This window comes from Maribacter sp. MS6, from assembly GCF_056839185.1.
In genome coordinates, this window is the sequence record NZ_CM166389.1 from 2383607 (window position 1) to 2407760 (window position 24154).

Annotated in this window: 24 protein-coding genes; 7 read left to right on the forward strand and 17 right to left on the reverse strand. The window is 38.0% G+C overall.

Translation table 11 applies throughout. The annotated features are described in order from the left end of the window. Position 1 precedes the first annotated feature (1 nt). The 5 genes from MS6x_RS10415 to MS6x_RS10435 all read right to left on the reverse strand — a co-directional run bounded on the left by MS6x_RS10415 (position 2) and on the right by MS6x_RS10435 (position 4930). The gene (locus MS6x_RS10415; RefSeq protein WP_482601728.1) at positions 2–787 is read right to left on the reverse strand and encodes a helix-turn-helix domain-containing protein; all 786 of its coding nucleotides are present in this window, start codon (positions 785–787) and stop codon (positions 2–4) included. A 415-nt stretch (positions 788–1202) separates the two neighbouring features. Then, entirely contained in the window at positions 1203–1406 is a 204-nt protein-coding gene (locus tag MS6x_RS10420; protein ID WP_482601730.1) for a hypothetical protein, read from the reverse strand. Next, positions 1403–2797, reverse strand: coding sequence for a radical SAM protein (locus tag MS6x_RS10425; RefSeq protein ID WP_482601732.1), 1395 nt, complete (start codon positions 2795–2797; stop codon positions 1403–1405). Before MS6x_RS10425 ends, MS6x_RS10420 begins: the two co-directional genes overlap by 4 nt. Further along, positions 2784–3530, reverse strand: a complete 747-nt coding sequence (locus MS6x_RS10430) for a prolipoprotein diacylglyceryl transferase family protein (protein WP_482601734.1) — start codon at positions 3528–3530, stop codon at positions 2784–2786. Before MS6x_RS10430 ends, MS6x_RS10425 begins: the two co-directional genes overlap by 14 nt. A gap of 281 nt (positions 3531–3811) precedes the next feature. After that, complete coding sequence (locus MS6x_RS10435) at positions 3812–4930, reverse strand: TolB family protein (RefSeq protein ID WP_482601736.1); 1119 nt, start codon at positions 4928–4930, stop codon at positions 3812–3814. Between the two features lie 32 nt (positions 4931–4962). Between MS6x_RS10435 and MS6x_RS10440 the strand changes: the two genes are divergently transcribed. After that, on the forward strand, positions 4963–6189 hold the full coding sequence (locus tag MS6x_RS10440) for a M28 family peptidase (RefSeq protein WP_482601738.1): 1227 nt from the start codon (positions 4963–4965) through the stop codon (positions 6187–6189). A gap of 99 nt (positions 6190–6288) precedes the next feature. On the opposite strand, the gene MS6x_RS10445 is transcribed toward MS6x_RS10440, so the two are convergent. The 6 genes from MS6x_RS10445 to MS6x_RS10470 all read right to left on the reverse strand — a co-directional run bounded on the left by MS6x_RS10445 (position 6289) and on the right by MS6x_RS10470 (position 9781). Then, the gene (locus MS6x_RS10445; RefSeq protein ID WP_482601740.1) at positions 6289–6813 is read right to left on the reverse strand and encodes a hypothetical protein; all 525 of its coding nucleotides are present in this window, start codon (positions 6811–6813) and stop codon (positions 6289–6291) included. Between the two features lie 39 nt (positions 6814–6852). Further along, a complete protein-coding gene (locus MS6x_RS10450) occupies positions 6853–7023 on the reverse strand; it encodes a DUF6747 family protein (RefSeq protein ID WP_482601742.1) in 171 nt (56 codons plus the stop codon). A gap of 450 nt (positions 7024–7473) precedes the next feature. After that, positions 7474–7869 carry a response regulator gene (locus MS6x_RS10455; protein WP_482601744.1) on the reverse strand — a complete coding sequence of 132 codons (396 nt, stop codon included), beginning with the start codon at positions 7867–7869 and terminating at the stop codon, positions 7474–7476. Positions 7870–8225: 356 nt separating this feature from the next. Beyond that, positions 8226–8396: a DUF6747 family protein gene (locus tag MS6x_RS10460; RefSeq protein ID WP_482601742.1), complete on the reverse strand. Its 171-nt coding sequence runs from the start codon at positions 8394–8396 to the stop codon at positions 8226–8228. Between the two features lie 354 nt (positions 8397–8750). Then, positions 8751–9458, reverse strand: a complete 708-nt coding sequence (locus MS6x_RS10465; RefSeq protein ID WP_482601746.1) for a LytR/AlgR family response regulator transcription factor — start codon at positions 9456–9458, stop codon at positions 8751–8753. After that, entirely contained in the window at positions 9455–9781 is a 327-nt protein-coding gene (locus MS6x_RS10470) for an Hpt domain-containing protein (RefSeq protein ID WP_482601748.1), read from the reverse strand. The genes MS6x_RS10465 and MS6x_RS10470 overlap by 4 nt, the downstream gene beginning before the upstream one ends. Positions 9782–10488: 707 nt before the next feature. On the opposite strand from MS6x_RS10470, the gene MS6x_RS10475 reads away from it, so the two are divergent. The 3 genes from MS6x_RS10475 (at position 10489) to dusB (ending at position 13955) form a co-directional block, all read left to right on the forward strand. Next, on the forward strand, positions 10489–12318 hold the full coding sequence (locus MS6x_RS10475; protein ID WP_482601750.1) for a sensor histidine kinase: 1830 nt from the start codon (positions 10489–10491) through the stop codon (positions 12316–12318). 13 nt (positions 12319–12331) lie between these two features. Beyond that, complete coding sequence (locus tag MS6x_RS10480) at positions 12332–12733, forward strand: response regulator (RefSeq protein WP_482601751.1); 402 nt, start codon at positions 12332–12334, stop codon at positions 12731–12733. 226 nt (positions 12734–12959) lie between these two features. Then, on the forward strand, positions 12960–13955 hold the full coding sequence (gene dusB / locus MS6x_RS10485; protein ID WP_482601753.1) for a tRNA dihydrouridine synthase DusB: 996 nt from the start codon (positions 12960–12962) through the stop codon (positions 13953–13955). A 199-nt stretch (positions 13956–14154) separates the two neighbouring features. Here dusB and MS6x_RS10490 read toward each other — a convergent pair whose 3' ends face one another. Next, complete coding sequence (locus MS6x_RS10490) at positions 14155–14988, reverse strand: PIG-L deacetylase family protein (RefSeq protein ID WP_482601755.1); 834 nt, start codon at positions 14986–14988, stop codon at positions 14155–14157. A 271-nt stretch (positions 14989–15259) separates the two neighbouring features. Here MS6x_RS10490 and MS6x_RS10495 point away from each other — a divergent pair, with 271 nt between their 5' ends. Then, positions 15260–16153, forward strand: a complete 894-nt coding sequence (locus MS6x_RS10495) for an alpha/beta hydrolase (protein ID WP_482601757.1) — start codon at positions 15260–15262, stop codon at positions 16151–16153. Between the two features lie 138 nt (positions 16154–16291). Here MS6x_RS10495 and MS6x_RS10500 read toward each other — a convergent pair whose 3' ends face one another. From MS6x_RS10500 to MS6x_RS10510, 3 genes are all read right to left on the reverse strand, one after another. Beyond that, complete coding sequence (locus tag MS6x_RS10500) at positions 16292–17317, reverse strand: 3-keto-disaccharide hydrolase (protein WP_482601759.1); 1026 nt, start codon at positions 17315–17317, stop codon at positions 16292–16294. Between the two features lie 260 nt (positions 17318–17577). Beyond that, a complete protein-coding gene (locus tag MS6x_RS10505) occupies positions 17578–19701 on the reverse strand; it encodes a beta-L-arabinofuranosidase domain-containing protein (protein WP_482601761.1) in 2124 nt (707 codons plus the stop codon). Next, entirely contained in the window at positions 19698–19868 is a 171-nt protein-coding gene (locus tag MS6x_RS10510; RefSeq protein ID WP_482601763.1) for a hypothetical protein, read from the reverse strand. Before MS6x_RS10510 ends, MS6x_RS10505 begins: the two co-directional genes overlap by 4 nt. A 321-nt stretch (positions 19869–20189) precedes the next feature. Between MS6x_RS10510 and MS6x_RS10515 the strand changes: the two genes are divergently transcribed. After that, on the forward strand, positions 20190–21278 hold the full coding sequence (locus MS6x_RS10515; protein ID WP_482601765.1) for a phosphoglyceromutase: 1089 nt from the start codon (positions 20190–20192) through the stop codon (positions 21276–21278). Between the two features lie 178 nt (positions 21279–21456). On the opposite strand, the gene MS6x_RS10520 is transcribed toward MS6x_RS10515, so the two are convergent. Together MS6x_RS10520 and MS6x_RS10525 are read right to left on the reverse strand one after the other, a co-directional pair. After that, positions 21457–21933, reverse strand: coding sequence for a GAF domain-containing protein (locus tag MS6x_RS10520; protein ID WP_482601767.1), 477 nt, complete (start codon positions 21931–21933; stop codon positions 21457–21459). 128 nt (positions 21934–22061) lie between these two features. Further along, positions 22062–23645: a sulfatase gene (locus MS6x_RS10525; RefSeq protein ID WP_482601769.1), complete on the reverse strand. Its 1584-nt coding sequence runs from the start codon at positions 23643–23645 to the stop codon at positions 22062–22064. Positions 23646–23898: 253 nt separating this feature from the next. On the opposite strand from MS6x_RS10525, the gene MS6x_RS10530 reads away from it, so the two are divergent. Continuing rightward, on the forward strand, positions 23899–24132 hold the full coding sequence (locus MS6x_RS10530) for a hypothetical protein (protein ID WP_482601771.1): 234 nt from the start codon (positions 23899–23901) through the stop codon (positions 24130–24132). The last annotated feature ends 22 nt before the right edge of the window (positions 24133–24154 follow it).

Below are 24154 nucleotides of genomic sequence, written 5' to 3' on the forward strand. Positions count from 1 at the left end.
GCTAAGAAGCGTTTTTATAATTGAGCGGTGTACACCCATGAGCTTTTTTAAATGCCCTGTAAAAGGCGTTCTTTGAATTGAACCCAGAGGTCTCTGATAGAGCGTCTACCGAATATTTGGTAAGGTAGCCATCGTTTATTTTATCCACGGCATACGCTATCCTAAGGTGATTAATATAGTCGTTAAAGTTGCTGAATTTTGAATCTCCAATACTATTGGATATTCTTCGAGAAGGCACGCCTATTGCTTTAGAAAGCGAATGAAGTGTTAGTTCCGGACTCAAAAAAGTTTTCTGTTCTTGAATCACGGCATGAATTCTATTTGATGGCAGCGCGTTTTCCGTTTGGGGTAATTTTAGATGCAGTTTTGGTAGGCCAACAAGTACATGTGGATTCCATAAGAGATAACATGCAACTAGGAGAAAACTGACGTTCACTAGAAATGATACTATATATACATAACTACCAAAACTAGGGATACTATCCAATACCAATAATGCATTATAAATATAAAGAAGCAGTAAAGCCACACTATATATGGTTTGAATAGTTGTTAAATGGAACACCCATTTTTTAACCCTAGTAAACTGGCGGGAACTTTGATTAGGATGTTTTTTAAAAAATGAAACAATCAAATGCCATTGTAGTGCAAGGTAGAAAACAGAGGAAATACTCCTTACGAGAATATTCAACCATTCTGGAAATATACCGTCCTGTCCTCTGTAACTAAGCTCAAAATTTTCAGTTATATTGAAAACATATAACGCTTTGTCGTTGAGGTCCATCATATAGAAAGGGAAGTAATTTATAGTGAAGAACAGAAATGGAACAAGGTGGAGCACATCCCAAATTTTTAGTCTGTTTTCTCCAAAAAGCACGGTCCTTATGTATAAATATGCTAGAGGGAAAATCAAAAAATTAAGGGGAGCGGGAACTTTATATAAGTAGGGAAAATGATTGATTAGACCGTATATAATAAGTAAATAAAAGGAGTGACAAAGCCCAATTAGAAAAAGCATTGCGCCCAACAAAATTCCCGATAAAGAATTATTCTTATTAAACCGAAACCAAATGAGAAAAGATGTAAACAGGCAAAGAATGATTCCGGTAAGCTGTAAAATATCAAAAAACATAAATCTCTAGTGGTTACGTTGTTTTAATTTTTCTGTGGTTTTCTAAGCTTAATATAGTGTTTTTACAGTATTAATTGGCCGTCATTAAGACCCCACAAGTGCCGAGGCTAATTAATAAATAGACACCGGCAAGTATCATAAAAATTTTTCCTCCTTTTTTTTTGTCTTTTGCAAAAAGCACAATGCCTACAAGCAAGAATAATAGTGCTGGCCCAAACATAATCAAGGCCAATACAACTACAAGTCCGTCTAAATTTCCAACTTCCAATATCATAGCGCTTCTCTTTGTAGTTCTTTGAGGCGTTTTATTTTATCGTCTCTATAAAACAAATTCATAGTCTCAAAAGGTATGATTTTATAATCCTTGTTTACAATGTGCACACAGGATTTTTTTATCGCCCTCACATCAAAATTATGAGCGTCTATAAATTGCATAATTATGATACGGAACAGATTATCGTATCCTAGTTCGGGAGCATCTATTTTGGGCAGGCAGCACATAATGCTCTTTAAGTTTTCAGATGCTTTTTCTACGGAATTCCCGGTACTGAACAATTCGACCATCTTGCCGTGTAAATGCTCGTCTTGTTCGTAGATGATCGTATTTTTTCCTTCGTTCAATAAATCGTCCGGATTTATATAGCGCGTCAACGGACTTACATTGTCCCCTAGTTTTAAGGCATAGGCCATGACTAAAGCATCCGGGTTACAGGGAACAGGAATTAGGTCATCTGCTTTAAAAATGGGAGATTGCTCCAATATTTTGCGTCGTACCTCGGTGAGCGTAATCCTATTTTCATCTACTTCAAAATTCTCCAAACGTCCTGCAATTTGAGTAGGTTGAAAAGTAACACCCCTAATACACTTCTGTTTTAACGCGAAATCTATGGTTTTGCCCATCTCATGGTCATTCAATCCTTTCTGAAGGGTAACCACCAAGGTGGTCGAAAGATTTAATTTGTTAAGATGCTCTATGGCTTTTAGGCGCATATCCGCTAAATCTGCACCCCTCAGGGTTTGCAACACTTTATTATCGAGGGAATCGAATTGTAGGTATATTTCAAAATCGGGCGCATAGGTGGCCAATCGTTGTGCGAAATCAAAATCTTTCGCAATTCTTATGCCGTTGGTGTTTACCATCAAATGTTTGATGGGAAGAGTCTTCGCATAATCCAAAAGCTCAAAAAATTGTGGGTGTATAGTAGGCTCTCCGCCACTTAGTTGCACCACGTCCGGTTCGCCCTCGTTTTTAACAATGACATCTAACATTTTTTTCATCTCTTCCAAGGTTCTATGTCGCCCATAAGTAGGCGAAGAACCGGCATAACAAGTAGGACACGTAAGGTTGCAACGGTCGGTCATTTCTATAACCGTTAGGCAAGAATGTTGTTCGTGATCTGGGCAGAGGCCACAGTCGTACGGGCAGCCGTATAATGTTTCTGTATTAAAGCTTTTAGGATATTCAGATGCTTTGTTATAGTTGCGAATGTTTTTGTAGTATTCAATATCATCTGCAATGAGCACTTTGCTGTTACCATGCTCCTTACATTTCTTTAACATGTAGACCTTTTCGTTTTCAAAAACGATTTTGGCATCTACGCGTCGCAAACATTCTGGACAAAGGCTTAGGGTGAAATCATAGTAGGTATACTTACTGTCGGGCATTGATGATCAATTGAAGAATGAATTTATAGTAATATCCCCAACAAATTAAGCATAATAGTTGAATGCTGCTTAGCCTTAAAACAAAAAAAGTGTTTGGCTTTATAAACTCAACACAAAATCGAAATCCAAAATAGCTTACCATAAATAATTTGAAGTAGCTCCCGCTCTTAAGCTTTATTGTCCTTTTCTGTAACCGTTTGATGAAGATAAAAAGAAACATTAGAAATACTACTTCATATAATGCTATCGGATGTCTTAACGAGCCATCGCCCAAATCCATTCCCAAAAAAAGAGAAGTTGTTTTGCCATAGGTAAATTCAGTAGTGCCTGCCAAAAAACAACCAACACGGCCAATGATAATTCCAAGGATTATGGGTAAGGTAAACAGGTCTCCGGAAGACTGTTTTTCACCTATTACTTTCTTAACAAGCTCTACCCCTAGTAGACCACCAAAAAGACCGCCCATAATGGTCTTGTTATTTACAAGTGTCACCCACCCCTCGTTATAGTGCGTGATTGGATTTTCTAGAAATGCTACAAGCCTAGATACTAAAAGGGCCCCAAAAATAGCACCGATGATAATGGAAAGTCTGTTAGTCGATGAAATGTTGTCCTCGCTCTGTTTCCGAAGATAAACGTAGTACCGGAACGCCACAAAGAAAGCTGCATATTCTAATATAAGGTGCATGTTAAGAGTAACTCCGAATAATTGTGGCTCAAAAGGGAGGCTCATCCTTTGAAAAGAATTAGCACAAGAGGGATTGCAACAATAAGAAATACATATAAACCTCCTAAATAAAAGAACACCTTGGCAGCCTTTCGTTTTTCGGCAGCTATACACAACCAGCCCAAAACCAACAGAATAGCTAATGGGACAAAGAGAACAAGCCCTAAAAGGAACATATTAGTACTTGAAAATATTTCTATGTCCGACATGCTAACAATATACTGAATCTTCCTCTGAGACCCGTGATATTTTCTATACCAGACAGGTCTTGTACTGCCTGCAACGAACTAGTTATTTGGGTCCTCCTGCCATTCGGCAATAAACAAGTTGGTGTCTCTCGTACCTCCATTATTACGATTACTGGAAAAAGCCAAATATTTGCCGTCATTGGAGAATACGGGAAAGGCATCAAAGGTTTCGCCATGGGTAACACGCTCTAAATTCTTACCATCAATATCTATAAAATAAAGATTGAAGGGAAATCCTTTTTCGGCCTCAAAATTACTAGAGAACAGTATTTTTTCTCCTGAAGGATGAAAAAACGGACTCCAATTCGCGTTACCTAAAAAGGTTAATTGTTTTAAATTAGAACCATCGGCGTTACATATGAACAATTCCATATCTGTGGGTTCTACCAAACCTTCTGCCAAAAGGTCTTTATATTCCTTAATGGCTTCAGGTGTTTTAGGACGCGATGCCCTAAAAATTAATTTACTCCCATCGGGCGAGAAGAATGCGCCACCATCGTAGCCAAGCTCATCGGTAATCTGTTTTACATCGGATCCATCTAAATTCATGGTGTAGAGCTCTAAATCACCACTTCTGTCGGAAGTAAATACAATTTTATCGCCTTTTGGAGAAACAGTAGCCTCTGCGTCATATCCAGGTTCATTGGTCAATTGTGCTGTAATATTCCCTTTAAGGTCAGCTACAAAAATATCAAAGGAGTCATAGACTGGCCAAACGTAATTACCGTTCTTTCGTAAGGGAACGTCTGGACATTCTTTGTCTACTAAATGCGTGGAACCGTATACGTAATGTTTATTATCAGGTAGAAAATAAGCACAAGTGGTACGTCCCATTCCAGTGCTTACCATGGGCGGTTTTTTATCCTTAAAGCTCTCCTCAATATTCATTAGGAACATTTGATCACATTCCATACCCCAGTCCTTGTTGTTGGATTGAAAAATCATTTGCTTATCGTCCCAGCTCCAATAGGCCTCTGCATTGTCGCCACCAAAGGTGATTTGACGGATGCTTTTAAAATACTTTTCCTCGGGATAAATAAGGGTATCACTACCTGCCATTAAAGAAGTAGCCTCTTTTGGAGTTTCAACCACAGGTTTGGTTTCGGTTTTACAGCTTGTGACCATAAATAGAAGGAACAAAACAAAAAGAATTCTCATTTGATGTGTATTTTTGAGTAAAAATAAAGGCTATGGCTCGTATAATTACAATTTTACTCGTGATTTTTACTATTTCACTTTCTTGTAAAAAAGAAGTGCCTAGAAAAATAAGCTTAGAAGAGGATGTTTCTTTTTTGGCCAATGATAGTTTAAGAGGTCGTGAAACGGGTACTCCGGAAGAGCTGGTTGCAGCAAATTATATACAGCAACGTATGGAAAATATAGGGTTGGTTCCAAAAGGGAATTCGGGTACCTATTTCCAGACCTTTACATTTAAACCAAAAACAGACCCGCATACCGAGGCTCAGTTTGTTTCTGGAGACGGCACCATTACAGGCACTAACGTTGTAGGATACATTGATAATAAAGCTGCTAAAACAGTAATCATTGGGGCGCATTACGATCATTTGGGAATGGGTGGCGAGGGTTCGCTTTATGCAGAAGGAGATGCCATACACAATGGCGCGGACGATAATGCCAGTGGTGTGGGTATAATGCTGCAATTGGCAGAACGCCTACAGGACAGCCTTATGGGCAGTAATTATCTTTTTATTGGGTTTTCGGGAGAGGAAATGGGACTTTTGGGCAGTAACTATTTTTGTAAAAATCCTACTATCGATTTTGAAGAAGCCAACTACATGATCAATATGGATATGGTGGGTCGCTTACGGAAAGACAACACCCTCTCGATAACAGGAACGGGAACGGCGCCGGTATGGAACCAAGTATTGAACAGCACCAATCCAGGTTTTAAATTGGTATTGGGAGAATCGGGTATGGGGCCTAGCGACCATACTTCTTTTTACTTACAGAATATTCCTGCCTTACATTTTTTTACCGGACAGCATAAGGATTATCACAAACCTTCGGACGACTCGAATAAATTGAACTACGAAGGCATGAAAATGATTGAAAACTACATTGTTGCGGTTATTGCAGAATTGGACGATGACCCAAAACTTTCTTTTAGAACTACCAAGAACGAAAGTGAGGAAGTACCCCGTTTTAAAGTAGGATTAGGCGTTATGCCCGATTATCTTTTCGATGGCGAAGGCATGCGAATAGACGGTGTGTCTGAGGATAGGCCTGCTTTTAATGCGGGACTACAAAAAGGGGATGTTGTTATACAATTAGGCGACAGTACAGTAGTTGATATGATGAGTTATATGCGGGCCTTATCCGCTCTTGAGGAAGGTAGTACAGCAAGGGTTATTGTAGAAAGGGACGGAAAGAAGGTAGAGGCCGAGGTGAAATTTTGATACGTTAATCTAACAGAATTCAGATTAGGCGCAACTTTTTTCAATAAGTTCACACATTAGTCTATGTGGCTACTATCTGTAATAAAAACAGTAATAGTGCTAGGCAATTAAATCAGTTTTAGCGAAATCATCATTGCTGTTTTGATGATAATAGCGCTGCATTAAACATAGCCCATGCTCAATTCTACTATGTTGCGATTTTAATAGTACTGCCGAACGGGAAGAAAGGTCTTTAATTGTCATTACTTCTTCATAGCTTATAAGCGAACTTTTTGAGTTTAAAATGGTATGTTTTAATATTTTAAGGTCAAGATTGCTTGTATTTACTATTTCCGTATCAAATTCGGTGAAACCTAAAAATCTTTTTAATGTGATTATATCGTGAAAAAAGCCCTCCATAGTAACAAGTTCTTCCCTTAACTGTAAGGTGAACCTATTTTTTTCCCATGCCAAATCTATAAGAAGCCCAGAAAGATGATCTTGCTCTACTAGATTTGAAGCGCTGGCTAGCGATTGTTCTAAACGATTATTGCAACGGATTAAGCTAAAAAAATGCTGTTCTATGCTATAATTCATAATTTTCACATTACAATTAATAAATCTTTTGAAGCTTTTTATATCCAATGGTACTATTTAAAACATAGGGTTGTTTTACGTTGTAATCTATTCAAAAGCAAAACCAGTTGAAACTCTAAATACAAAAGCATATAAAACAACTGCATACATGGAAAATCCAAACCAAGCGAATATTTTGAAATAACTTTTTACGAAATGGTTTCCTAATTTCCTGAAACCTTCATGGTATATGTCTTTTACTAAATTTAATGTATTCATAAGTAGGGTTTTTAAAATTGTTGTTAAACGGAATTGATGTAATTGTTTCTGACAACTATACTAAAAAGGAAAAACTGGTTAAAACCAAAGTTGAAAGTAGAATCGTCGTTGACTTAATGATTTTTAAATTTTTCATAATAAAAAGGGTTGTTGCTATTAACACTGTAAACTTAGCCCGAATACTCGGTGAAAGGTTTCGTTTTTCGGTGAATGGCGCTTTAATGTAGACGAGTAGGAATATACTTACAAATAATACATTATTGATATATGCAAATTCATTAAAACCAAGAATTGAATTGATGCGATTTGGAGTGTTGTCTCAAACAAGCGATATAAGGAGCAAGGAAGGTTTTGGTAGCACATAACATTTGATGAGAATAGTATGTAAATGCACTTAAAAGTTAAGATATAACCAGGATTTAGTTTACCTTTTTTAAAAATAACAGCACATTATACTTGTAACTCTTGAAGTACATCAACGGTTAGCGGTTTGCTTATAAATTGATCAATACTAGCATTAATTTCAGAGTTTAACTTATCTGCGGGAAGTAGTGATGTAGACAGAAGCACAACCATCATCTTGCATTTGAGGCTTTCGTCTAGTTCTGCATAAAAATCTAGAAACTCCCATCCGTCCATTATAGGCATGTTTACGTCAAGGAATATAATATCTGGCCTAATATATGTGGTGTTGTCGGTTGCAATTAGGAAGTCTAATGCTTCCTGTCCGTTCTCTACAACAATAACATGTTCCGCAAAATTCGCTTCCTTGATCACATGCTTATGTATGTAGTTAGTGGCATAGTCGTCATCTACAAGTAATACACAATTTACTTTTTCCTTCATAAGAGTATGTTTCTAGATACAAGTTAGCGTTTATAATTTTATAATTTGAGCTATGCGTTAACCCATAAACTGGATTGGGCACATGACCCCAATCCAGTTCATCAAAATGAATCCCAAATAACCCAATAGCTAAGGTGTAACCGGCACCAAATTAGGGGAATTACGTAGTTATAATTACAGAAACATAGCTAACGCAACACATGCCAAAGCCTTACAATAGCTTTTTACATAATGATTCTTTAAGTACTTCCTGTATTTTATTTTTATAGTTTTCATAAGCTTGTATTGTTAAAAGGTAGTCTACTATCTATCGAACAACCATAATTTTAAAACATAGGGTTGTTTTACGTTGTAATCTATTCAAAAGCAAAACCAGTTGAAACTCTAAATACAAAAGCATATAAAACAACTGCATACATGGAAAATCCAAACCAAGCGAATATTTTGAAATAACTTTTTACGAAATGGTTTCCTAATTTCCTGAAACCTTCATGGTATATGTCTTTTACTAAATTTAATGTATTCATAAGTAGGGTTTTTAAAATTGTTGTTAAACGGAATTGATGTAATTGTTTCTGACAACTATACTAAAAAGGAAAAACTGGTTAAAACCAAAGTTGAAAGTAGAATCGTCGTTGACTTAATGATTTTTAAATTTTTCATAATAAAAAGGGTTGTTGCTATTAACACTGTAAACTTAGCCCGAATACTCGGTGAAAGGTTTCGTTTTTCGGTGAATGGCGCTTTAATGTAGACGAGTAGGAATAAACCTACAAATAATTACGTTGCGTACTTTCATAAACAACAATAGCTTAGGCATGCCTAAGCTATTGTTGTTTATGAAAGAGCACGGAGAACTGTTCTCTATTGCACGGTAATTTCTAAAGTAGGTTTAAATGTTTCAGTAGTCCTTCCCTATGGGAACGACTAACGGGTACTACATCCTTATCAATCAATACACTGCTATCTTCAATATCTATTATTTTTTTGGTATTGATAACATAAGACCTATGAACTTTAAGAAAAATGTCTTGGGGTAGTTTATCCTTAATCTTTTTAAGTGTAGAATGTACCGTATAATTTGTGTCTGCGGTTTTAAGCAAAATATAATCTCCCCTAGCTTCTATTAAGTTTATACTGGGTATATCTATTTTAACAAGTCTCCGATCTATACTTACGTACAGGTCGTCGGCAGACAAATCTGGGTTTGGATTCCCAAGTATTGGCACAATATTTTTTCCAGTAGAAAGAACCTTTGTCACACTTTTATCAAAACGCTCTTGAGTAATTGGTTTCACTAAATAGTCCACAACACAGTTATAATTAAAAGCATCAAGAGCGAATCCTTTATCTAGAGAGGTTAATATAATAGGAGGCAAACTTTTAATGGATTTAATAAAGTCAAACCCATTAAACAAAGGCATATGAATGTTAAGAAAAATAAGATCTATCTCATTCTCGTTCAAATATTTAATAGCGCTGGTAGCGTTGGGAAAGCTATCTAACATTATAATGTTTTGGTTATTATCGGCTAAGTATTCAATAATAACTCTCGATGTTTCCTCGTCATCAATTATGATACTCTTCATAATCGTACGCTTTTAATAAAGCTCATTAAGCCGGGTAAGATAACTTCAAAATCTACTTTAAGTACTATGCTCTTCTCTAATAAGTTGGCTCTATAATTTTCTGCAATTTTAAAACCATCATTTAATCCTAAAATTTTAAACTTATGATTTATTTTATGAACGTATCCTGCTGTTTTATGGTAATCCTTTTCCTTAAGATGTAATTGGTAGGCTTCTATCTCTTTTGGAAGTTCTCTTTCTATAATACCCAAAAGGGTTTTTGTAAAAATCTTATTTCCTTTTGAGAGTTGCGAGATATAGGTAATATTTGGAGCTTCGGTCATGATCTATATTGTAAATCTTATTAGTCACAGGGATTAATTTTAACCTTCTATAGGACAAAACCCCACCCTACAAATATTATGTAAGAAAAAACCCGTTAATTAATTCGGTTATATATAGTATAACTTCCAACTGCTATACCTATTGTAATTTTTAGACAATATGTTGTGAACACAATAAAAATCGATGTAAAATACAGAAATTACTTATATTTTATTGTGAAACAAGATCTAAGTCTAATCAAATAAAGAAAGTTGCAAGCACCTCTTATTACTAAATCTTGCCGATGTAGCTTTCTGTTCAGACTACTATTTCTTTTTACTTATGTAGTTGCTTTTACCGTTCAAGCCTATTTCAGGTTCCAGTACTCGCCATTGGTAGAATCTTTAAAAAATAGACTGCTTAACCTGTATGCCCCTTAAAGTAGGGCATAAAAGGCTTAAAACTTAAATTCAGACACTTGATATACCATAAGATATCAATCTAGTCGTACGGTATATCATTTAAAATATAACTTTTCAAGCTAACGTTGGGCTTGAATATTTAAACACTATGATTCAGCCACTGTCATAAGATTCTGTACAGATTCAGAACCCCTATCAAGCGAAACTATAGGCGTTATAAATTATATCAGCAGCAAAATCATAATAATGATGTATTTTCTTACGTTAATTACTCTATCACGTAAATTTTATTTCAAAAACTGATTATGCAAACATACCAAACAAATGTATTGATGAGGGATTCACCCGCTCCCATAATGATATTGGATAAGGATTTGGAGATTATAAACCATTCGGATGAATGGTTAAAAGAACACCGAATCGAGCAGGATTCACTCGTCGGGCAATCAATTTATAATATTCAACCAGAATTACCTTTGGGTTTTTTAAAGATTCTTAAACAATCGCTTCATCAAACTAAAAATAACAGTGCAGGTGAAAAATTTCACCTTTCTGATGGTGGAGTTGTATGGTTAAGCTGGAGAATAAAGCCTTGGCGGGACGCTGATGGTGCTGCGCTAGGACTTATAGTAATCTTGGATAATATTACGATTGCAAAACGAAAGGAGGAGTTGCTTAAAAAAGCACAGGCAGTTGCCAAAATTGGGGGATGGGAGGTAGATTTGATTGCCAATGAAGTGTTTTGGACGGACACCACTAGGAAAATTCACGAATTACCAAAGGAGTATATGCCAAAACTTCAGGAAGGGATCAATTTCTATAAGGCAGGAGAACACCGTGATAGAATTTCACTATTGGTCAGTGAGGCCATCAGTTCGGGAACTCCATGGGATACCGAGTCTATTATAATTACAGGTAAAAACAATGAAATATGGATTCGATCTAAGGGCGAAGTAGAAATCGTAAACGGAAAATGTGTGCGTATTTTTGGAACCTTCCAAGATATAAACGAACAGAAGAAGGCAGACCTTAGGTATAGAGAAATATCCGATAGGCTAACCATAGCAACGAAAGCCGCAGGGTTTGGAATTTGGGAGTATAACGTATTGGACAATTCCTTAATATGGGACGATAATATGTATTGGCTATACGGCATCAAAAAGAAGGATTTCTCTGGGGTTCTGGAAGCTTGGGAATCTTCAATTCACCCCAAGGATAAAGAACGTATGCTAAAGGAGTTGGAGATGGCCATTGCCGGCGAAAAGGAATTTAAGACAGAATTTCGTGTAGTAAGTGCTAACGGAAGAGTCCGGTTCATTAAGGCAGAAGCCGTGATACAGCGAGACACGAGAGGTGAACCCCTAAAAATGATAGGTATTAATTGGGATATTAGCGAAATACGAAAAGCCGATATAAAACTAAAAAAATTGTGGAATACGACACGAGAACAAAATGAAGGACTAACAAATTTTGCCTATATCGTTTCACATAACCTTAGAACACATGCAACCAATTTATCTGCTCTGTCCGGTATATTGGTTCAATCAGAACACGGTGGTTTCCAACCCGAAGATGAGGAAAGGAAAAATATTGTTAAAATGATTAATGATGGAGCAGAAAGTCTAACGGAGACGATTACACATTTGAACGAAGTGGTTCAAATACGGTCTGATGTTAAAGAAAAAATTGAAAAAATAAACCTGCGTCAATCAATACAGGGAGTGTTAAGCAATATTGGCAAAGTCATCGCTGATCAAAATGCAATTTATGATATCGACGTAGATGAAAACGTAGAAATAAAAGCAATCCCTGCATATTTAGACAGTATTTTACTTAACCTTTTCACAAATAGTCTTAGATATTCACATCCAGAAAGGAGGCTTAAAATCAATGTTTCCGCAACAAAAATAAAGAATAAAGTTGTCGTAAAATTCTGGGATAATGGCCAAGGAATAGATTTAAAAAGATATGGCAAAAAGATATTTGGCATGTATAAGACTTTTCATAAGCACAAAGATTCTAAAGGAATTGGACTTTTTATAACCAAAAACCAAATCGAGGCTATGGGCGGCAAAATAGACGTGAAAAGCGTGGTAGGGGAATGGACGGAATTCAACTTGTTCTTTAAACACTAATAAATCTAAATGTATGAGTGCTATTAAAAACACCTACATTATCGATGACGATTCATCCTTCACTTATATCATTAAGCTTCAGCTTAAGGGTTTGGGTAAGTTCGGAAAAATTCTGACATATAAGAATGGCCAGGAAGGAATAAGATCTTTGACTAAACAGGTTAATGCCAATGAGGCAATACCCGAAGTAATTTTCCTAGATCTTAATATGCCTATAATGGATGGATGGGAGTTTCTAGATGATTTTGTAAAATTTTCAAATAAAGTTCGTCAAAGAATTTCACTCTATATAGTGAGCTCCTCGATTGATCCTCGTGATTTAGAAAGAATACATAAATTGGATAATGTAAAGGGTTATATTCTAAAACCTATAACTGTAGATGATCTTAACTCCGTAATTAATAAAATTACCTAAGCGCATTAGTGTTGCTTATTGTGTTTATAACCTAAATTTTAATAGCCCCTAAATCAACGGTTCATTTCCATATACACCTAACTATTAATCAAAAAAATAAAAAATTCGATTACTAATTGATAGCACGACGTTTCCTAGTCTAGGAAAGCTAACTCTTGACTAGTAGGATATTTATCTTCATTCATTTTTTCTTAATTTTGACAACTCCAAAAAAGAAAAAACAGATATGCCTAAAATTGGCGACATTCAATTACCGGATTTTCCTTTATTATTGGCTCCCATGGAAGACGTCAGCGACCCTCCTTTTCGTGCTTTGTGCAAGGAGCAGGGAGCAGATGTGGTATATACGGAATTTATTTCTTCGGAGGGACTCATTCGCGATGCTGCTAAAAGCGTAATGAAACTGGACATTTATGAAAAGGAGCGCCCGGTAGGGATTCAGATTTTTGGAGCCAATTTGGATTCTATGCTGCAATCTGTTGAAATTGTAGAAAAATCAGGACCGGATATAATTGATATTAACTTTGGCTGTCCTGTTAAAAAGGTGGTTTCCAAAGGTGCCGGAGCAGGTATTTTAAAAGATATAGATTTAATGGTTTCTTTGACCAAGGCCATGGTAGAGCATACTAAACTCCCCATCACCGTAAAGACCCGTTTGGGTTGGGACGACGATTCCATAAAGATTGTTGAGGTTGCCGAACGCTTGCAGGATGTAGGTTGTAAGGCGATCGCTATTCACGGTCGCACCCGTGCACAGATGTACAAGGGAAACGCCGATTGGAAACCTATAGCGGAAGTTAAAAACAATCAGAGAATGCATATTCCCATTTTTGGCAATGGTGATGTGAACACCCCGGAAGCCGCTGTAAAAATGCGAGATGAATATGGTTTAGACGGTGCAATGATAGGTCGTGCCAGCATTGGATATCCTTGGTTTTTCAGGGAAGTAAAACACTTTTTTGAAACGGGAAGGCATTTAGCTCCACCAACCATGATGGAACGCGTAGATGCCGCACGAAGACATTTACAGATGTCCATAGCCTGGAAAGGAGAAAAACTTGGTGTTTTTGAAACACGTAGGCATTACACGAATTACTTCAAGGGTATCCCGGACTTTAAACCGTATCGAATGAAAATGGTTACCAGCGACGAATCTGTTGATGTTTTTGCGGTCTTTGATGAAGTCTTACAAAAGTTTGGCGATTTTGAGTTTGTGTATTAGATTCGTTAACCGCATTCTAACGTTCATTGCTTTTGTATATAAACCCAATGCTCCTTGTTAAAATTCCATTCGCAGATGTACTTAGGTTCAACCAAAAAATCAAGGATTATTTTAAATTGAATTACGACAGAATAATCTGTATTGGCATCAGAATAGTTTATACCTATTTTGAAGAATTAGCAATACAATTTTTGAAGACTCATTCAAATACAGAGTCGCAATCCTTAGTTGGACCTTCAAATTTTCTTAGGTAAACGTACATGCCATTTTTCGTTTTTCCTTTCTCAAAACCTTCTTGTGTCATCTTTGGGTCTATTTGACTGTAATGACATTTGATTGATTGGAATGCATTGTCCAAATCCTGTTGGGAATATGGAATTTTAGTTTTTAAATACCTGCTAGATTGCCCTCTCAATATTTTGGATTCACTGTCTTCGATACTCTCCGAAGGTGTGCCGTAGTAAAATAGAGACATGGGTTTTCCCCAATCGTTACTTAGAAATACCTGTGTTACGGAGGCACCTACTAAACGATGGTCCATATGGGTAGAACCACCATCTGGCCCCCAGGTAATTATAACGTCGGGCTGCTCTTTTTCAACAATGCCATAAAGTTCTTTTATCATTGCTCTGGCATGTGGCACATGTCCATCATATCCTTCAGCAGCTCTTAATTGGTCATGATAGTCCAAATGGGTGAGCGTTACCCCTAATTTTTCTGCAGCGCATTTCATCTCTTCCTTTCTTGTGGCTACCAAGGTTTCACCAGCTTTATGGTCATGGTAGTCATTTGTACCTAACCTGCCATCGGTAGCGATGACCAGATGTACTTTTGTACCCTCCCGAACGTACTTGGCCAATATTGGGGCTACGGTACTTTCATCATCAGGATGCGCAAATACAGCAAGAATAACCTTGCCTTCATGGGGTTTCTGGCTCCATACCCCGCTGGATTGAAAAAGAAAGATAAAGGACATGGAAAATAGAAGGACGGATCGGATATTTGATGTAAATAAATAATCTGAAATTTTCATAAGGGTCTTATTTTGGGTTATGGAACCGGTGTATTACAGTTTCTAGCTTTAGAGTTTCATTTTAAAGATAGTAAATGATATCTAAATTTTATATTGAATTGCATCGAGTATTAGTGGGGTAAAAATGAAATTCTTTTAGCAAATAATAAAGGAAGCAATTATGGGCAAAACAACCCTATAAATTCGTTTTTATCAAGAAACGAAAAAAAGAGTTCGAAGATTAAAATAGCAAATTGTACCTTACATTTGAATTTTAACTGATTTTAATAGGATGAGCAATAGAGGTTTAGCAGGTGCACTACTACTGTTTTTTCTTGTCATTAACCTAGGTAATGCGCAAATAGAGTTTAAGCTTTGGGAAGACGAAAAAAAACCGTTTTATAAGGAAAACAATCTAATTGAGTTCGAAAAAGAGGCTTGGGGAACAACCGCGCTGGGGAATATTACCGAACCAACACTCACGATCTACCAAGCTGAAGGGCAAAATACAGGCAAGGCAGTGGTAATAATACCTGGAGGAGGTTATGAGTTGGTAGCCATGTATCATGAGGGATATGAATTAGCAGAACTACTTGCCAAGAATGGAATAACAGCCGCGGTATTGAAATACAGAATACCTAATCCCAAATCATCCAATAAACCGCACTTGGTGCCATTGTCCGACGCCAGAAAAGCACTTAAAATTATGCACGAAAAAGCGGACGTTTATGGTATGCGCACCAATGAAATAGGGGTTGTTGGTTTTTCTGCTGGAAGCCATTTAGCAACGGTTCTGGCGCTTTGGAAAAGTGATGATCAAACCGAAAATCCAGACTTCACCGGCTTGATATACGGCGTTACCGATTTAAATGAAGGGAATAGAGGCTGGTTGGAAAGCAACTTGTACCATAGAAAGATGACAGAAGAGGAGGCAGAACAAAACACCTTACTTAAATTGGTAAACAAGGATACTCCACAGGCTTTTTTAGTGCATGCTGTTGATGATGATTCGTGCAGGGTAGAAGAAACTACCATGTATGCTCAAAAGCTTTTGACGCAAGGAGTTTTGGTCGAAACACATATTTTTCCAAAAGGAGGGCACGGCTTTGGTGTTGGTTCTGCATCAGATGGTACTGATCAATGGGTGGGTTTGTTTGTGAATTGGTTAAAGCATAGTACATTTTAGGAAGTATAACCCAGTAGTTATTTGTTCTTATTCAGTAGCTACAGCATATAGATACCTAAAAACAAACGGCAAAACCTAAAAGGGATTGCCGTTTGTTTAGCGTTTGGCTAATTCAAATGAGTGAGTATTGATTTGGGTTTACAATACAGGAGTCAGCACAATATTTCTATAGGCTACATTGCCATGATCTCCTTGCAGGTAAAGTGGGCCTGGCGCAAATACGTCAGGGCTCATTGCTCCGCCAGTTGGACCATGCACCGCTTTGTTATCAATGATTTTTTTACCGTTCAAAATAACGGTTACGTGACGTTCTACCAAGGTTATATCTAGTGTTTGCCATTCACCACCTTGTTTTTCTGCAGCTTCCGTTGGCGTAATTCGACTGTAAAGCGCCCCCATATTATGGCTGTCCAATGGAGAACCATAAGAATCCACTACTTGTATTTCATATAGCCCTCTAAGAAAAATTCCGCTATTATGTCCTTTAGGAACGTTCACCTCCAATTTTAAGTTAAAATCGCTAAATTCTGCTTCAGTCCTTAGATTTCCGTAGGATAGGTAGGTGCCATCTTCTGGTTGTACTGGATCATTCTGTAGGGTGCCGTTCACTATTTTAAAGCCATTGGCTTTTTTCGGATCAATAGGTCGCCACCCTTGGGTATCCTTACCATTAAAAAGAGTGATAGGTTTTCCATATTTAATGCTATCCAAATTGGGGGCAGGGCCCACTGGCGGCATCCGTTTACCGCTAAAAACACTAACTTGTTCTCCCGTTCCATCCCAAGCCGGTCCGGTCATGGTGCCTGTAATGTTATCTCCTGTTCTGGTCATACGCATGGTCCAAGTCCTTATATGGGTACGTTTTTTATCCGTATCTTCCTTATCATGCACCTTTTCACCGGTGCGTGTAACTACTAGGGTATTGTCATCCACAAGATAAATATCGGAAATAGGCAAAACACTACCGCCAATCCATAATAGTTCTCCGTCCAAATACCCTTGATTTTCATGCACGTGTAACCACGCAACGCCACCACTTTCTATAGACATGCCCCACATACCAATAAAGCTGTTTTCTATTTCAACTTTAGGGCAAGAGGTTGTAGCAAAAACGATAGTACTGGATAACAAAAGCGTTAAAAAGAAAAGTGATAATTTTTTCATGGTTTTAGTTCGTTTACTGGTTTTGAAAAAAATATGTATTGATGATGCCTAGTACTATAAAAGTAAGCTTTTAATTTATTTTTACATACTCAGCTTTAAAATTGGTTAAGTATGGTTCATTAGTATCGTAAAGCTTAAGTTCGATCATGCCATATCCTTTATGATATGTAACGGTACTTCAAGTGGGATGAATACATCTGTCCAAACGTTACAATTAAATAGAATGTCTTACTTGATAAATTAATTCATTAATACGAATTTCATTTTTCCCCTGGCACAACTGGAAATTCTGTAATTCTAAGCGTAGTACAGCCGTATGGAATCAGCGTAATCTCCTCTATTTCCATTGTTTTGGAATCGTTAACACCATGTTGTTCTGGGATTTTTGGAGCTCCATTTATAAGTTTCCATTCCTGTAACCGCGAAGCTTTCATTTTAAGCGCTATAGGTGCATTCTTAAGATTCCATGGATACGTATTATCTTGCAAATCACTTTCGATAATTTGAACAACGGATGGTAATGCATCAAGTTCGGATTGAATCAATGCATAATTCCAGTTGTCTTTGGGATATATTTCGGTAAAGGAGCCATAACCGTCATTCCTGTTTTTTGTCCTTTCTTCCCCTTCTATTTTTAGGGCGTATACTAATGGACCTCTTTCAATTGCTGTTGAACCCTTATGCCATTGAGATGTGCGGATATGCATAGGCAATTCAAGCACAAGGCTATCTCCGTTTTTCCATTGGCGATCAATAATTGCGATACCATTATTTACGCTTACCGCTACACTTGTACCGTTAATACTAATTTTAGGGTTGGTGGTCCATTCGGGAATTCGTAAGTGAAATGGAAAATGAGCCGTACGAGATAATTCTAACTTAAATTGAACAGCTTCTCTAAATGGAAATATGGTACTTTCGGTAAGTTGTAAGTCTACTCCATTGGCTACTTTCATTTGGGCTTGGCCAGGACCATATAGTAAAGCGGCCACCCCTCCATCTGGAGTTGCATAAAATAAATTCTGAACAAATTTAGGCCAAGATTGGTGCATGTTGGTGGTGCAACAGGGATAGCCTGTTAGTACTCCAAAGACAAAATCTGTTCCTTTATGGTTCTCAGTTTCGTATGATTCGTGTAGTTGGTCGGTAAGCTCAACTTGATTAGCAGCTTGAAAATACTGTCGTGAAGTAAAATCATCAGATGCTTGGGTAGGGAGTGCATTATACGCGATGCGTTCTAATAGGTCGGCAAATTGAATATCTCCCGTAATCTGAAGGATACTTTCCAAGGAGAACATCTTCTCCGATACAGAACAGAATTCTACGCCCTTTACGGGATCTGTACCATGTAAGGGCTCATCCCCTCCGTACATGCCCTGGGGCTGTCCATGGAATGTTCTGATATCTGCTAAAGCTTTCTTGGTGGCTATAATAAATTTTTCGTCCGCTTCCTTTTGATACCGGACAATGGGCTGTTTTAATCCTTGCGCTAAGTTTACGGTGTGCATACTACCAATTTGAGCAATACTTGTGTTTTTGATTTCAGTAGTATCAAATGGATACCCTTTCATCTTAAAAAACTGATAGGGTACAACGGAATCCATAATTTTGGTATCATTTAAAAAAATAGACGTCCAAGGAAAGGTTTGTTCATCAATAACATCTCCAAGCTCCAATAAAAATGCGTCTCCGGTAATGTTGTATAGCCAATAGACCACCTGAAGATTATCTGCGCCCCTGCGCCCAGCCCAAAACGTATTGGTGTCCAAGGGCCTGGTATGAAGTTCTTTAAGTTGGTATTTAAAATACTTCGTTAATGTTTTAATGACTCGCTCATCCCCTGTAGCGCTGTAGTGTTGCCGTAGGATTTTTAACATGACCATTTTAGGCCACCAGTCCTTTCTGTTGCCACGTTGGAGCCCAGGCTCGTATTGCGGCTCAATTTCAAAAGGTATTGGACCTATATATCCCTCGGCGGTTTGATTGTTCAACGTCCATTCTATCCAAGGTTTTACCTTGGATTTTAGTTCGGCATCATCTAATAAATAGGCCAACGGAAGTAAGCCATCAATCCAATAAGGTCCTCGTTCCCAACCGTCCCCATCACCACCCAGCCATCCGTTTCTGGAGCCTACTACTTCTGGATAAATACTGTCCAGGTTTCCTGTAAGGCCGGTTGCCATAGCTAGTAACTGACTACGGAGCCATCCTTTTGGCTGTATTGCCCCCAAAGGAAGTTCTAAATACGCCCTAGGTTGTAAAGGTGTTCTGTTCTGGATATAATTTGAACTTGCTATTTGGTGCTTTTCCTTGTTTTTATTTTCAACTTGATTGCAAGAAGAGAAGATAGAAGCGATAATTGCTAGTAGCAGTGTTTTTTTCATTTTTGAAAGTGAATTTCAGCCAAAATTAATGACCTAGTAAGAATCTGATATGGGGTATTTCTGCCCATCAACATTCTAAATTGTTTTTTCTTTTCTGCTAGTTCAACACTAACTCCTTCAAAGGTTATTCTTAATGGTTTTGCGCTGTCATCTATGATAAACTCCATAACGTCCTGGTTTCGTGCTATGAAACTCTTAAAATAAAACTAGCTACAAAATAAAAGGACAGCTTTAGGCTTTATGTGAAAAGATAAATATAGCTAAAAATTCAAAAAAGTTAGAAATGTCGTTTAATGAAAAGTTTTGCATTAAAAAGACAACAAGAATACGACATCATTGATTTCAGTTGTTTTAAAAGGTTCGTGTGTTAGATACTTGAGGCAATTGATTAAATTAGAGTTTTAGGAAAAGATTGCGTAACGCATTCTGGAATTTGTAACAAACAAAATCATTGGTAACTTTAGAAATAGTCTACTAAAACTACATCCATGAAACATACCTTTTTTATTCTGATGGCCCTATTGTTTGTCAATATCAACGTAATGGCGCAATCGATTAACACAAAGGTTGTTTTGATTACGTTGGATGGGCTGCGCTGGCAAGAATTATTCTCAGGGGCCGACCCAATGTTGGTCACTAACGAAGCCTTTGTAAACGACACAACCGCTTTGAAACAAGCATTCTGGAGGGAGAGTGCCACAGAACGGCGAAACGTTCTTTTTCCATTCCTATGGAAGGAAGTTTCGGAAATCGGCCAATTACACGGAAATAGAAATTTAGGCAGCAAGATGGATTTGACCAATACCTTATGGTTCAGCTACCCCGGTTACAGTGAAATCCTAACAGGCCATGCAGACGACATTCGAATTACCAGCAACGATAAATTTCCCAACCCGAATACAACAGTGCTGGAGCTGGCCAACAAAGACCCAAGATATAGGAATAAGGTAGCGGCTTTTGGCAGTTGGGATGTATTTCCTTACATCATAAACGAAGATCGTTCAGGGGTACCTGTCAATGCAGGGTTTGGATTAGCAAAGGGTGATGCGCTTACGGAGCGTGAAAAATTCCTGAACCAATTGCAACCTAGGGTGCCAAGCCCATGGGGAACTGTTCGGCTGGACGCGTTTACTCACTATTATGCCATGGAGCATCTGAAAAAGCACCATCCCGAATTCGTCTATATTGCTTATGGAGAAACGGATGATTTTGCCCATGATGGCGATTATGCAGCTTATTTGAAATCTGCGCAAAACACAGATACATTAATAAAAGAACTTTGGGAATTGACTCAAAATGATCCTTTTTATAAGGATAACACGCTTTTTCTCATTACCACAGATCACGGTCGTGGTACGGAACCCTTAGAAACATGGAAAGGGCACGGCGATTCGGTAATCGGTGCCGGTTCTGTTTGGCTTGTTGCTTTCGGGAAAGATGTTTCTGTTAAAGGTGAAGCGGCCAGAACCGAGCAATTATATAGCAATCAAATTGCGCCTACTATTCTTAAAATCTTGAATTTGAAGAATGGTTCGACGAAAATGAAAGGGAAACCGCTACAATTGGAAACAAATTAATTTACCTCAGGTTTTATGTATAGTTTGTTTTGGTCAAAAGAAGGCAATATTTGAATTCTTTATATGGGTAGCTATTATTTACTTTTATATAATGGCCCAACATCGCCCTAGGAATCTAAATGGAACATTGGCCAACGCAATCATTTGCTTAGTAGCGATTAGATAAGAGTAGACCTTCTTATTTAGAAATCACACCACTGATCGCTTCTCCAATAGCCATAAGTTCTTGAGTCTCTGCCGCTGTAAAATCATAGGGCACACGTTTTCCTATTCCTATTACGCCGTATAGGTTGTCATCCATTAGCAGGGGAGCGGCAATGGAACCTTCTACTTTAGTCTCCTTGGCAGCTGGCCTTGCTACGCCACTATCATCGGTCTGGAGGTTACACATTTCTACCGGTTCTTTTCGTTCAGCGGCAATCCCGGCCATACCTTTCCCTATGGGAATCGTAGCTAGTTTAGGGAGTAAAAAATCAGGAACACCAACATGGGCCTGTACGTTCAAGAGTTCTGTTTCTTGGTCTAAAAAATGTAAGGTGCCGGTAGTACAATCAAAACTGGAAACGACGGTTGCTAGTAGGTTTTGCCAATCTGTATTCTCGTTTTTTAATAGCGTACGTACTTTATTAAGTATAGAAAAGTTTATGGAATTCATGAGGTATGGTTTTGATGTTTCTAATTGCTGCTTAAAGTTTTATAGTAACAGCATAAAGATACTACTTTGCCTTATTGTTTTTTAACACCTTGTCTAAGCACGATATGCTATATGATATAAAAGCTATTTTAGTCTTTAGTAAGCTTACTTCCCCACCAGTCGTCATTGGGTTGAAAATCTGGAGATAGAAATTGGAGGCGTTGGGCTTCCAATTGAGGTAGCAGAACATCTATTTTTTGTTGCTTTAGTATTTTAGCCAGTTTTGGGTCAAAGGTACTATCAGGTAACGGTTTGTTGGCGTTTACATCTTTTAGGAATCTAGTTAGTTTGTTGGCCATGGCTTCCCCTCGCTCGGCAAACTGACTCAATACGTTGTTTTGTTCTCTTGGGTCGGAGGATAATTTGTATAGCTCGTAACGGTTATCTTCCCAATAATGAATAAATTTCCAATCGCCTTCACGCATCATAGATGCAGGTTCTCCACCTTGATTTCCGTAATGGGGATAGTGCCAAAATAAGGCTCTGTCTTCAATTTTGGCTCCCTCCAAAAGGGGTTTTAAACTAACGCCGTCTATGTGCTGTTTTGGTTTCAACGGTAAATTAGCCAAATCCAACAAAGTGGGGTAAAAATCGGTTCCTATGGCGGGATAATCTACCTGTTTCACATCTTTTAACCAAGGCACTTTAATGAAATAAGGTTCGCGAATGCCACCCTCCCATTGGTAGCCTTTTCCTCCGCGTAAAGGAAAATTAGTGGTGGAAAATGCGTCCCCTGAAACCACGCCACCATTGTCAGAAGTAAAAACGACGATGGTATTTTCCTCCAGTCCTAGCGCAATTAATTTATCCAATACGATTCCCACGGCGTCATCCATTTGTTGTACCAATCCGGCATATATTGGATTGTCCTGTACGGTGCGGATGGGCAAAACCCGTTCCATGTCGTAACCAGCATCTTTTATCCCTTGCTTTTCGGCTTTAGCGCGATATTTAGCCCAAGTCCGTTCGCTTGTTTGTATGGGGCCATGCACAGCATAAAAGGAGAGGTAGGCCAAAAAGGGGGTGTCCTTGTGCTGTTCAATAAAGTCTGCCGTTTCTTTTCCAAGTCGCAACGAAAGGTTTTCGCCTGGGGTAGTATTCTCTAGATTTGGATTTTCCCATGGAGAAAAGAAACCTCCGATTGGGCTCCCCTTATCCCAGCCACCTTTATTTATTTGGAAACCATGGTCTGTTGGCCAGCTTCCTTTCGAGCCCAAATGCCACTTTCCGGCAAAAAAAGTTTTATAACCGTTTGAGGCAAAGGCTTCCGCTAAGGTCGTATCGTTTTTAGGGAGTACATGGTTATAGGCAGCGGGCAGCAATTTGTCGTTTCTGTTCAAGGCCCTCCAACTTGTTCCGGATTTAGCACCTATCCAATCGGTAATTTGATGCCTTGCGGTGAACTGTCCCAGCATAATACTGGCACGGGATGGGCTACAAACTCGACTCGCAGCATAACCCTGTGTAAAAATAGTGCCTTCCTTGGCAATACGGTCCACGTTCGGCGTTTCGTAAAAGGTGCTTCCAGTAGCGCTGAGGTCATGTAGGCCAAGATCATCGACTAATATAAAAACGATGTTTGGCTTTTTCTTTACTAGTTTTTTCTCTTTTGGGTTACAGGAAACCAGAATGACACTAAAAAAACTAAGGAGTGTAAAGTTCAGGATTTTCATATTCGCTTAGGATTATGCTAATTTTTGGGAGGCAGACCAATTTAAGTACCCTCAATAATAAGAAATATATAGCCGTAAACATAGTCGCCAATAGGTGATAGATACCAAACGTATTTCCAATACTTTTTTTTGGTCAAATAGATTTTGTGTTAAATAAATCTTAGCAACAAAGTATATTGTCTTAAGAAAAGCATAATTGACAACAGATAAATTCATTGCCTTTAATTTTTTAGTACCTTGAAAATAAAAATTTATGAAAGATTCTGCAATGTTTTGGGTAGGGGCAACCACGTTGGTGCTACTAACAGTAACGGTTATGGCAGCTATGAACTTCCCTTTTAACTGGGTATTCTATGTAACGGTTTTAGGACAAGTGATGATTGTTTTTATGGTATACCGGGTGTTAACGGACAACTACAAAACCGAGAAAACCTTTGCCGATTTTTATGAGGACAACCCTATTGGGAGGGAGGAACGGTACAGATAAAATGTTACGGCATCAATTCATC

Coding starts and splice junctions, on each gene's coding strand:
- MS6x_RS10480 (WP_482601751.1), top strand. CDS start 12,332: ATGAGTGCTATTAAAAACACCTACATTATCGATGACGATTCATCCTTC.
- dusB (WP_482601753.1), top strand. CDS start 12,960: ATGCCTAAAATTGGCGACATTCAATTACCGGATTTTCCTTTATTATTG.
- MS6x_RS10525 (WP_482601769.1), bottom strand. CDS start 23,645: ATGAAAATCCTGAACTTTACACTCCTTAGTTTTTTTAGTGTCATTCTG.
- MS6x_RS10420 (WP_482601730.1), bottom strand. CDS start 1,406: ATGATATTGGAAGTTGGAAATTTAGACGGACTTGTAGTTGTATTGGCC.
- MS6x_RS10415 (WP_482601728.1), bottom strand. CDS start 787: ATGATGGACCTCAACGACAAAGCGTTATATGTTTTCAATATAACTGAA.
- MS6x_RS10440 (WP_482601738.1), top strand. CDS start 4,963: ATGGCTCGTATAATTACAATTTTACTCGTGATTTTTACTATTTCACTT.
- MS6x_RS10435 (WP_482601736.1), bottom strand. CDS start 4,930: ATGAGAATTCTTTTTGTTTTGTTCCTTCTATTTATGGTCACAAGCTGT.
- MS6x_RS10430 (WP_482601734.1), bottom strand. CDS start 3,530: ATGAGCCTCCCTTTTGAGCCACAATTATTCGGAGTTACTCTTAACATG.
- MS6x_RS10475 (WP_482601750.1), top strand. CDS start 10,489: ATGCAAACATACCAAACAAATGTATTGATGAGGGATTCACCCGCTCCC.
- MS6x_RS10455 (WP_482601744.1), bottom strand. CDS start 7,869: ATGAAGGAAAAAGTAAATTGTGTATTACTTGTAGATGACGACTATGCC.
- MS6x_RS10505 (WP_482601761.1), bottom strand. CDS start 19,701: ATGAAAAAAACACTGCTACTAGCAATTATCGCTTCTATCTTCTCTTCT.
- MS6x_RS10500 (WP_482601759.1), bottom strand. CDS start 17,317: ATGAAAAAATTATCACTTTTCTTTTTAACGCTTTTGTTATCCAGTACT.
- MS6x_RS10495 (WP_482601757.1), top strand. CDS start 15,260: ATGAGCAATAGAGGTTTAGCAGGTGCACTACTACTGTTTTTTCTTGTC.
- MS6x_RS10465 (WP_482601746.1), bottom strand. CDS start 9,458: ATGAAGAGTATCATAATTGATGACGAGGAAACATCGAGAGTTATTATT.
- MS6x_RS10490 (WP_482601755.1), bottom strand. CDS start 14,988: ATGAAAATTTCAGATTATTTATTTACATCAAATATCCGATCCGTCCTT.
- MS6x_RS10460 (WP_482601742.1), bottom strand. CDS start 8,396: ATGAATACATTAAATTTAGTAAAAGACATATACCATGAAGGTTTCAGG.
- MS6x_RS10510 (WP_482601763.1), bottom strand. CDS start 19,868: ATGGAGTTTATCATAGATGACAGCGCAAAACCATTAAGAATAACCTTT.
- MS6x_RS10425 (WP_482601732.1), bottom strand. CDS start 2,797: ATGCCCGACAGTAAGTATACCTACTATGATTTCACCCTAAGCCTTTGT.
- MS6x_RS10520 (WP_482601767.1), bottom strand. CDS start 21,933: ATGAATTCCATAAACTTTTCTATACTTAATAAAGTACGTACGCTATTA.
- MS6x_RS10515 (WP_482601765.1), top strand. CDS start 20,190: ATGAAACATACCTTTTTTATTCTGATGGCCCTATTGTTTGTCAATATC.
- MS6x_RS10450 (WP_482601742.1), bottom strand. CDS start 7,023: ATGAATACATTAAATTTAGTAAAAGACATATACCATGAAGGTTTCAGG.
- MS6x_RS10530 (WP_482601771.1), top strand. CDS start 23,899: ATGAAAGATTCTGCAATGTTTTGGGTAGGGGCAACCACGTTGGTGCTA.
- MS6x_RS10470 (WP_482601748.1), bottom strand. CDS start 9,781: ATGACCGAAGCTCCAAATATTACCTATATCTCGCAACTCTCAAAAGGA.